Source organism: Salinisphaera sp. G21_0 (assembly GCF_017744115.1).
GTDB lineage: Bacteria > Pseudomonadota > Gammaproteobacteria > Pseudomonadales > Endozoicomonadaceae > Endozoicomonas.
In genome coordinates this window covers 102,124-112,038 of the sequence record NZ_JAGHQW010000013.1, presented here as the reverse complement: position 1 = coordinate 112,038, position 9,915 = coordinate 102,124, and the positions used below count along the sequence as shown (strand labels likewise).

The window sequence follows — 9,915 nt, the reverse complement described above, 5'->3', positions numbered from 1 at the left end:
TAATAGCCTGTGCAGGATACCGACATAACCCGGCACATGGCTCTTATGCTGAAGCTTTCCTGATGATCCTTGATAAACTCGAATCTCAGAGACTTTCTCGCGCAAAGAAGGCTGCCGCCTTTTTTAAAATGGCATGCTCCTCTTTCAGTCGGGCATTCTCTTTACGCAAACGTTTCAGTTCATCGTATAAATGCTCATCCTGCTTTTCGGCCTTACCAGATGCCTTAGGGCGATGATACTTACCAATCCAGGTATGCAAGGTGTTAGCGTTAACACCAAGATCTCTAGCGGTATCAGTTACTGGCTGATTGGATTCTACAGCCAGTTTCACAGCAGATTCCTTGAACTCTGCCGTATAGGTTTTGACTTTCTTTTCTGACATCTGGACACACCTTGAGGGGCTTTGATATTACCCGAGTCTGTGTGTCCGGAAAACTATAACCACTTCAGTCTCATGCATTAAGAAGCTGCTGGACTTCTGGGGAGATAATGCGAAACGAGAACACCCTGCGCGGGATGGTTGTTCAAGGCGTACAAGATTAGGCCTTTGTGCGGTGGGTGGGGCTTAATGTCTACCTTAAGAAGAACTACTTATACTCGTGCTCAAGAATATGAGAGATGTGTTTTGATAGCGGAGTGTTACTATGAACTATGTTTATTAGTTTCTTTACTTCCTGAAAACTTCTACCCGAGTAAATAGCTTCAATGTTTACACTGTATGTATTTCCATTAAATAAAACTTTGTTGGGGTTATTAGTATTTGTATCTTCTTCAATACTGGAGGAGTGACGAGGTGCAATAAGAAAAGCATGCCCATTTTCAAATAGTCCTGTATACATTGTATATTTTTCATCTTTGTATTTAGTGGTTGCGTTACCCAGCTCCATAATTGCCAGGAAACATTTAATATCTACCCGTTCTGGATCTTTAACAAGCTCTGAGTGTTGGTCGTATACATATCGTTTAAAAAAATGATCAAATTTTCCTGAATTGTAGATTGATTTTAAACTCTCATATTTGCTCGAATGTACTACTGTTTTCATATTTTTGAATTGAATTCGATGCCTTAAATCTTCGATAATCTTTTGATCAATAGAATTGTTGGCATTATGGCAGGTCTGCTTGAGCCGGAGTGCGTCGGGCAGTGTCAGTTTATTTGCGATATGTTGAATAACCTCAACTGGCAAGCAGTTGAAGTAGCCAGGTTGTAGCTGTTGGTCAGGTGTTGATGCTGCTAATTGCCCTGGAATTCTGGGCGATAACCCTGTTTGATTACTTGGAGCATCGAATGGCATAAGATAGTTCTTATATTTCCTTCTCTTCCAAGCCTTAATAGAACCTGAGTTTGTGAAAAAGTTCCATCTGCGGGCGAGTGTGTGATGCAATGCAAAACCGGGACATCCACAGCGGCAACATGCTCTCAGACCGCCTGATTTTTGGAAAAAACGGCAGTATCCACATGCTGTGAGCCGTCTTGCACTGATAGTCAGAGGTTTCGTTTCCATACATTTGACTAAATGAACTTTTCATCGCCCCTGCTGTCTAATCGAAAAAAAATATAAATTATATTTTTTATTTCTGTTTTTTGTTATCCGGGGGGGCAATACGCACTGAATCAGAAAAAGAGCTACCACCATCATTACCTATGTTACCAACGACAATTTCGACGAATTTTCCAGCCGCCGACAGTAGCAGACCTCTTGAGGATGACCATGCCGTTCAGCGTCGGTATTTCAACCGGGATATCAGCCAAATACTGGGCCTTCCTCCGGTAGTCAACAATACCAGGCTCATTGGTATGGAGTATGAGTCCAACAACGTCACAGTCACAGCTCCTGGCATCGCCCTCAGAAAAGGCACAGTACTGGCGGAAACCCAGGGATGTCACTTTGGCTACCCATTAATGAGTCTGACCATTGATCAAACGGGTGGGGAGCAAATACTGGCAATACTGGAGACGGTGCTGGCACCGCTGCCATCGGAGACGCTGGTCAAATTGCGTTTATGTGAGCTGGTAGAGAAGCTGTTTGAGATGCTGGCAACCATCCCCTCAGAGACCGGGATGGCGCTGGAAGAACTGATCCAACAATACAATCGATGGTTGGCAAGCCTTGATGGGTTTGACGAGCGTACCTGTGCTCTTTTGCAATTAGCGGCAGTCCATGAGCCGACCTCCCTCAGACATGACCAGGGTATTAACTATGGGCTGCTGAATCAAGCGGAGGTCAGCACCTCGACCGGCAAAGGACCTCTGACATTAATAAAGATACCGGATCGGGAGGCCGGCTGGGACTATTACAAACAGACCAGCTTTTTTGTAGAATTCAAAAATATCAGACAACTTGCGAATATACCCCAGCAAACAGAACTCTATTCACTGCTTGATGCAGCCGGTTGGTGTGAAGCAAAAGAGATCGCTACTGCTCTGTTGAGGGAGTTCGGTATAAAAACTGAACATGAAAATACATTGCCTGTCTTAATGCACTGGTCGTACAACTGTCTGAAAATAATTAACTATGGTTTTACGACCAGAACGCGTGGTGGTCAAAGAGTTATCCGCCATGTGCCTTTGTGCATCAGAGCTGGCCAGCTTCAGGAGGTGTTGCAACTGCTATCAGATGAGACCGTTAAAGAGCTGGTAACAAGCATTAATAGAGATCGGGACAACGATCTGTACAAGGTCATAATACTGATATTTCTGGACTACGGTGGCTGGAAAGAATTTCCTGAAAAACGTACCGCCTATGAAAAGTTGGAGCAATGGCTGTTTCACGAAGTCCGGGAACTGTTCAAAGTCCTCAAAATAAGGCAACAGCACGGTAAACACCACGTGTATAGCCCTTTTTTATCAACTCCTTATATTGTCACCAGAGATAATGAAAAACTGATATTGCCTGATCCGGGCAAGGCAGCTGGTTACTTGCGAGATTTTGTTCTGCCCAAGCGCAATGACAAATATTATTTCCTCTATGAATTAACAGCAATTAAGGAAGCAAGTTATTGCGTTATCGAGTTCAGAGTGCATCAGGGCAACTGTGGGGAGCTAAGTGTTTTTGATCTTCCATTCAATAATCCGGAAAGACCCTTTGATCCATTACACCTCACCGAAAATGAACAACAGATGATGGATATTCTGTTTGAAAACCGAGTGGTGCAAACCTTAGACGATATCATGTGGCTCCAGAACCTTCGCTCTTTGCTTGAATCTCTACCCGATCTGGGTACTGGACAGATATAAAATTCAAGCTAGCCTCAAGAAAACCTTCCGACAATATGGGCTTGCATTCTGGCGCTATTTAACAAACAGGCTTACAGGTAGCGGAACACTCCCAGGATTGGCTCAGAAAATCGAGAGTGCTGCACAATGGTTGTCGTGTGGCTTAAGTGCGGCTTTTTGTGTGCATACATCAGGGGTCGTTAATTAAAACTCAAATACAGTCATAGAGAAAGTCGTAAAAGGTGGTCAATAAATGTATCAAGCCAATGTCAATGCGACTGGGGTAGGCCCACATACTGGCGATCTGTCTCTCAAGACGACTAAGACTGTTTCGAGGCAAGCAACGCTGGCTTCAAAATCGTTTTGCAGAAAGGTAAGCATTGAAGAAGAGGCCTTAGCCAGGGGAGTCAAACGTCAAGCAGAGTGTGATAATCCTGTCGCTGCAGATCTCAGAGACAAAAGCTGCAAAATGACAGAATCTGGCTTAACTGATCAAAACTCACTGAAAAAAACAGCTCAGAAAATTTTTATAGGTAATAGAGAGTATACTCGTCAGGAACTTGCTGAGACATCAACTAAAGAGCTTAACCTGCTTCTCAAGAAAGAAAATAGCAAGGAATTTAAAAGTTTCGTGAGATATATTAGAAGAGCGGAAAAAAACAGGCGTCATCAAGCAGGATATAGAAAAGAGGTAATGGCTAATAAACAAGCTGTTGCCAATGAAGTGAAAATGTTGAAGTCTGAAAAAAAAAGGCTGGAGTTAGAGAAGAAATCTCTAATAATGGGAAAAAACAAGCTTGAGTTAGAGAACAGGGCTATTGTAGCGTTAAAGAACAGGTTGGAGTTAGAAAACAGATTTCTAATAACGGAAAAAAACAGGTTAGAGATAGAGGTCAGGTCTCAAATAGCGGAAAAAAATAATATTTGGAAAAAATATCAAGCTATCATGCAGGGGATTGCTGTTCAATCAGGGGAAAGGTTTACTCAATAGCTGTTCAACCAAGGAGCAGGCCTCACCGACAGGTAAATAAACATCAGTGTATATCTGGCAAGGTAACAAATGATGCAACCAAACCCAATGCACTACCAACAATATCAGACAACTCAGGATCTATACCCGGCATTCCGGGGAGTTGTTCTAGAGCCGCAAATTCAACCCTATGGACAGGGCAGAATGAAAAGCATGTATGTTTATGCAATAACAGGCCAGTTATTTCTTGAGACAGCGCCACTTGAAAAACCATGGGCGGATCACTATGCAATATATTGTCAAGCCAGAGGTGAGGCTAACTGAGCCGAACATGCCCCCATTCGGCAGGTGGAGCTGTCAGCAGAAAAGCATCCCTACCAGTGTAGTTTGTGTCAACGTAAATCAGCCAGTCTCAAAGGCCTCAAACTTCATTTACACCGCTACCACAATGAACTGTCTTTTATAGAGCGCAGAGGCATAATACAAAGGGCATTGGGAGGCGGGTCAATGGCATAAAACATCACTGTGCTGGTTAACGCTTGAGAAAGTGAATGCTAACAATGAGAGTAGCGATCCATTCCGGCTTCACTGACCTGATGTATGATTTCTGACTGTTTATCCGCACAAAATCAAAGCAGTAATCTAACTGCATCTCAAGCTGATAGGTTTGAGGAGCAGAACATGGATATTCTTGCCAATATTAACCAGGCAGAATGTAAAGCCAATTGTGGGTTTGTTGCTATGAGGGTCTTTCATTACCTGGAGAATAAAACATTTCAGCCCATTCTTTGTGATGAATTTACTGCACCAGCACCACTATCAACACTGACTGTCTATGGCAAACTTGATGACATCTACTTGGGAAAAAAAACACTGAAACTGGAGCTGTTTGAAGGAGAACATGATGATCTGATATTTTCATGTGAGCAGAAATTACTTGAGATGAAGCAAAATGAACACGCCATTGTCAGTTTTTCATATCAAGTGTCTGGTGAGGAAAAAGGGCATTTTTTCAATATTTACCGGAACAAGTCCACCTACAAAATCATTGACGCTATTAGCGCCATGGCCTTTGATAGATATGCCATTTGCAAGAATTTGAGTGAATACTTTCATATTAAACTACCTCGGGTTGGTGCTGATACATTGACAAAAATACAGCTTATACACTGACTGCACGGATTATATTGTATTGCATAAGCTCATTCTTAAAATGGCTGCATTTTACAGGATTAAGATAAGTCCAAAGATTAAGTGCTAATTAACGGATAGCATTTTGGAGTCACTGTTGTTTGTGCCAGATTTTATGCCGGATGCATCAGCACAAGCAGTGATTTGATAAAATCCTTCTTTTTGATTTCATAATCGCTCACATACTGATTGGTTGACAACCAGTTGTTAATTCTGTGCTCGAAATCACCACGGCAAACATGGCCAGCCAATTTTGTTTGAAGATGTGCCGTAAGCGTATGCAGGCGTTGTCGTTGTTCTTGGAGATATTCCGGCAGACAGTCAGGTTTTCCGGGTTTGCCTTCAGAGTGCAGATCAATAAACTGCCCGGCTTTATTCAGGGTAAGCAGTGAGCGAATAAGCAAGCCATAAATACGCTCCTCAATATTTTGGGGGTCGTTAAAAAGAATGGTTCGAGGCAGGTCAAATACTGCCCCTCTTTGTAGTTGCCTGGTCAGCGGGTCCAGGTTTTCAGCGAGGTATTCCAGCGTATCGTTCAGTAACTTTGTTTCATCAGCAAACGACAAACACAGTACCGGCCTCGCAACACCGGGAACGTGGACGGCCAATGGTGCTGTATTGTCATGGGTTAATCGGGCGTCAACACTGACCTGAAGCCCCATGGCTTTCATACACAGATCCGCGTCCCTGAGATGAATATTGTAGGTTTTTGGTAGTTTAATCTCCGGACATCCCGGGAGTTGCCAGATGGTGATGCTTTTGGGAATTCCTGAGTCTGTGGTGTTCAGTGCCTCTAGCTTTGCAAAGAGTATTCTGGCGGGCTCCTCTGTTGAGCAGATAATGTCAATATCATTAAATAATGAGCAGTGGTCCTGTAAAAAACGCGCATAAGAACCGGTAATCAGAATGGGGGTATTGCTATAAGAAACATTGATTTCCTGGATAATCTCCAGTGTTTTCAGTGTTAGCGCATTTAACCGCAGAACCGGATTTTCCGGGAAATCCAGTCTGCCAGTTGTTGACCATTGCTTCACAGTTTGCGCCCCATTGGTGGTAATGCCGTGAGTGGCGAATGTATGGCCTGTTTCACCCCGGTGTTTCGTTGTTTGGCCGACGTTCTCTATATTGGGAATCAGGTCGGGGAGGTTATCTCTGTGTCGATGTCCGGTGTTATTTACACAACGGGCTTCGTAGCTGTGTTGTTCAAACCAGAAGCCTAGATCATGGTGCAGTTTGCTTCCTTCCGGAAAACTCTGAAGACAGCCAAGTACCTGGTCCTTGTGGACTTTCAGTCCATCAATAGACTGCCTCGTGATATAGCAGTGTGCCAGGAAGAAGAAATGTACGCGTGAATTCTGAAATGAGTTCCTCAGTTTTTTGATGGATTGCAACACTTGTTCTGCTGACACTTCCTGATGATCGATAGTCAATTCATTCTGCATAGCCATGAATTTCAAGATACATTGCAGCCGATGTTGCTCATCTTTGAGCGATACGTTGTTTAATAGTTGCCAGGCTGTTTGAATGATATCCTGAGCTTCGCAGGTTTCATCATATTCCTGAGATTGATTCAGCCTTTGAATCAGATACATCGCCTGTCGTGAAGAATGATCGCCAGGTACTTCATTAAACGTTTCTAACACTTTCTGGTTATCCAGATAGTTGCCATTCAACTCTCTGGCATGCAATGCCAGTAGAGAATAAAAAATAGCTCTTTCGAGCAACCAGCCACCGCGTTCATAATCTTTAACCACTGCTTCCGGTGTGACCTGCTGGCCATTCAATAGCAGCCCCTTCAGGCAACATTCTTCTTTGAAGCGTGCGATCTCAAGTGTCGCTTTGGCCGTCTGAAAATTCTTATACACCTCATCCGGGGTAACCAGCTGGCCATTCAGTACCAGTTTCCTCAGGCAGCATTCCTGCTTAAAGCGCGCTATTCCCAGCCTGCCTTCTGAACTATTCGGGAACGCTTTAACCACCGCATCCGCTGTCACCTGCTGGCCATTCAGTACCAGTCTCTTCAGGCAGCATTCCTGCATAAAGCGCGCTATTCCGAGCCTGCCTTCTGTCGTATCCGGGAAAGCCTTAACCACTGCATCCGGTGTCGCCTTCTGGCCATTTAACGCCAGGCCTCTCAGGCAACATTCTTCCTGAAAGCGCGCTATTCCAAGTTTGCCTTCCGGACTATCCGGGAAATCCTTAACCACCAAATCCGGTCTGACCTGCTGGCCATTCACCAGCAGTCCTCTCAGGCAACATTGTACCATGAAGAGTGCTCTGCCCAATTTGCCTTCGAGACTGTCCGGGAAAACCGTGATCACCGCATCCGGTGCAACTTGCTGGCCGTTTAATTCCAGGCCCTTCAGGCAGCATTCCGCTTTGAAACGGGCGAGTTCCAGAGTTGCACCGGATGTCTGATAATCCTTAACCACCTCATCCGTTGTTATCTGCTGGCCGTTCAATAACAGGCCCCTCAGGCAACATTCCGCTTTGAAACGGGACTGCTCCAGTGTGGTTCCGGCTTTCTGAAAATCCTCAATCACCTCCTCCGGTGTGACCTTCTGGCCATTCAACGCCAGGCCTCTCAGGCAACATTCTTCCTTAAAGCGTGCCAGCGACAATGTTGCATTGGCTACCTGACAATCCTTAACTACTGTATCCGGTGAGATCTGCTGGCCACTCAACGGCAAGCCCTTAAGGCAACAATTCGCTTTGAAGCGTGCCAGCTCCAGGTAGGCTCCGGCTGACTGATATTCCCTGACCACCGTAGCTGGTGTGACCCGCTGGCCATTGAGTGGCAGCCCTCTGATGCAGCATTGTTCAATAAAGCGCCCCAGCTCAAGTGTTGCTTTGTTGGCCTGATAACCCTTAACTACCATATCCGGTGTGACCTGTCGGCCATTCAATAGCCGACCCATCAGGCAGCATTGTTCCTTAAACCGGGCTAACCCCAACTTGCCCTCCGGACTATCCGGGAAATGCTCAACCACAGCGTCCGTTGTGACCAGCTGGTCATTCAACAGCAATCCCCTGAGGCAACATTCTGCCTTAAAGCGCGCCAGCTCCAGTGTTGCCCTGACTGCCTTAAAACCATTAATCACCGCATCTGGTGAGACCTGTCGTCCATTTAACAGCAGGCCCTTCAGGCAACATTCCGCTTTGAAGCGAACTATCGCTATTTTGCACTTTTTGTCACCATCTGGTTTCCGGTTGAATTCCTGAATGACCTGGTCCGGGGACACTTTTCTATTGCCGTGTAGAATGTTCTGTAAGCAGAGCTTTTGCAGGAAGAAGCCACCTCTGAGAGACGTTTTATCATTTCTATAGGTGCCAAGCACCGCGGCCGAGGAGATTTGACGTCCCTTTAATGGGTTTTTATTCCAAAAGGCGTCCTCAACACTTTTGCCGACATCCTGGGTGGGGGCTCTACCTCTATAAGACGGATGGTTTGATACTCTTTTACCGTTAAATGTACTTCTTGAGCGATCAGGAATCCCCCTTGAACCAGCTGCTTGGGCAACACGGCCAGCAGGCTTTGGGCGGGAGTAGGTTGATGCGGTTGCTTTCAGAATAAAACCCTGTCTGGACAGTTGATGTTGAGAAGGTGAATTCGGTACAAATATTCCTTCAGTCAGTCGAATTAACAGTGGCAAGAGGCAGCACTGATGATAATTCTGCTCTTTTTGCATTAGCTGCCAACTCTCCTTTCTCCCTGGCCAATTTTTCGCTAAAGCCTTTTCTTATGGCAGATTTATAGGCGTTTGATCTGGCGTTTCTGATGGCTCTGTAAGCCTTGGCTTTATCGGATAAGTTGTACTTGGCTTTGTTCGCCAGGCCTTTATCGGATGAAGCGTATCTGGCTTTGGACGCCTTGCCTTTTTCGGATCTGAAGTATCTGGCTCTGCTCGCCTTGCCTTTTTCGGATGCGACGTATTTGGCCTGGTTTTTGGCTTTGTTCGTCTTGCGTTTTTCAGAAGCACTTGCCACCTCAGGCGCAGGTGGCTGAGGGTCACCAGAACAGGAAGATTCAGTGACTGTAAATCCAGAAGTTACGGTATGCCCCGGCTGTTGTGTATTTTTATTCAATGGGCCAACTACAGCAACCAGAAGGGTTGATGGCAGAGAAAAATGAGTTGATGCATTTTCAGCAAATGGTAAATGAGAAATTGAAAAGTCATTCAGTGATCGTGGAGAAGGTGGCTCCTGATTTGTGACTTCCTGATTGAAATATTCGTCAAGGGAAGAATCATGTATGTCTACAGAATAACCAGCCATGCATGGCGATGAGCTAAAAGTGTCGTTTAGTGTTAAAAAATTATCTGGAAAACCCTGTAAATTGGCATAAAAAAGATCAGGATCAAGGTTCAGTTTGAATGTGTCCATTAGAATTATTGAACTGTTGAATTACAGCCAAAGACCACTGATTCTTATAAAAGTTCCCCATTTCAGCATTGGTCGCTGATTCGATGAAAAATCGATGCGGCTGGTGTAAAAAAACATGCCTTGAAATGCCCTGTTTGCCCTCTCCAAAGCAGCC

General features: G+C 44.9%; 7 protein-coding genes. 3 read left to right on the top strand and 4 right to left on the bottom strand.

Annotated elements, in window-relative coordinates:
- Nucleotides 1–85 precede the first annotated feature (85 nt).
- Both J7439_RS08405 and J7439_RS08400 read right to left on the bottom strand, forming a co-directional pair.
- The gene (locus tag J7439_RS08405; protein ID WP_209201376.1) at nt 86–382 is read right to left on the bottom strand and encodes a transposase; all 297 of its coding nucleotides are present in this window, start codon (nt 380–382) and stop codon (nt 86–88) included.
- A 205-nt stretch (nt 383–587) separates the two neighbouring features.
- Complete coding sequence (locus tag J7439_RS08400; RefSeq protein WP_209201375.1) at nt 588–1,505, bottom strand: F-box protein; 918 nt, start codon at nt 1,503–1,505, stop codon at nt 588–590.
- A gap of 140 nt (nt 1,506–1,645) precedes the next feature.
- On the opposite strand from J7439_RS08400, the gene J7439_RS08395 reads away from it, so the two are divergent.
- The 3 genes from J7439_RS08395 (at nt 1,646) to J7439_RS08385 (ending at nt 5,360) form a co-directional block, all read left to right on the top strand.
- Entirely contained in the window at nt 1,646–3,238 is a 1,593-nt protein-coding gene (locus tag J7439_RS08395; RefSeq protein ID WP_209201374.1) for a hypothetical protein, read from the top strand.
- 232 nt (nt 3,239–3,470) lie between these two features.
- The gene (locus J7439_RS08390; RefSeq protein WP_209201373.1) at nt 3,471–4,208 is read left to right on the top strand and encodes a hypothetical protein; all 738 of its coding nucleotides are present in this window, start codon (nt 3,471–3,473) and stop codon (nt 4,206–4,208) included.
- Nucleotides 4,209–4,868: 660 nt separating this feature from the next.
- Complete coding sequence (locus tag J7439_RS08385; protein ID WP_209201372.1) at nt 4,869–5,360, top strand: hypothetical protein; 492 nt, start codon at nt 4,869–4,871, stop codon at nt 5,358–5,360.
- A 131-nt stretch (nt 5,361–5,491) separates the two neighbouring features.
- Here J7439_RS08385 and J7439_RS08380 read toward each other — a convergent pair whose 3' ends face one another.
- On the bottom strand, nt 5,492–9,067 hold the full coding sequence (locus tag J7439_RS08380; protein ID WP_209201371.1) for a nuclear transport factor 2-like family protein: 3,576 nt from the start codon (nt 9,065–9,067) through the stop codon (nt 5,492–5,494).
- Entirely contained in the window at nt 9,006–9,653 is a 648-nt protein-coding gene (locus J7439_RS08375) for a hypothetical protein (RefSeq protein WP_209201370.1), read from the bottom strand. The genes J7439_RS08380 and J7439_RS08375 overlap by 62 nt, the downstream gene beginning before the upstream one ends.
- Nucleotides 9,654–9,915: the final 262 nt, after the last annotated feature.

What these genes read in the sequence shown, in the direction of transcription:
- J7439_RS08385 (WP_209201372.1), top strand. Translation starts at nt 4,869, where the DNA reads ATGGATATTCTTGCCAATATTAACCAGGCAGAATGTAAAGCCAATTGT.
- J7439_RS08395 (WP_209201374.1), top strand. Translation starts at nt 1,646, where the DNA reads ATGTTACCAACGACAATTTCGACGAATTTTCCAGCCGCCGACAGTAGC.
- J7439_RS08390 (WP_209201373.1), top strand. Translation starts at nt 3,471, where the DNA reads ATGTATCAAGCCAATGTCAATGCGACTGGGGTAGGCCCACATACTGGC.
- J7439_RS08375 (WP_209201370.1), bottom strand. Translation starts at nt 9,653, where the DNA reads ATGGCTGGTTATTCTGTAGACATACATGATTCTTCCCTTGACGAATAT.
- J7439_RS08400 (WP_209201375.1), bottom strand. Translation starts at nt 1,505, where the DNA reads ATGGAAACGAAACCTCTGACTATCAGTGCAAGACGGCTCACAGCATGT.
- J7439_RS08405 (WP_209201376.1), bottom strand. Translation starts at nt 382, where the DNA reads ATGTCAGAAAAGAAAGTCAAAACCTATACGGCAGAGTTCAAGGAATCT.
- J7439_RS08380 (WP_209201371.1), bottom strand. Translation starts at nt 9,067, where the DNA reads ATGCAAAAAGAGCAGAATTATCATCAGTGCTGCCTCTTGCCACTGTTA.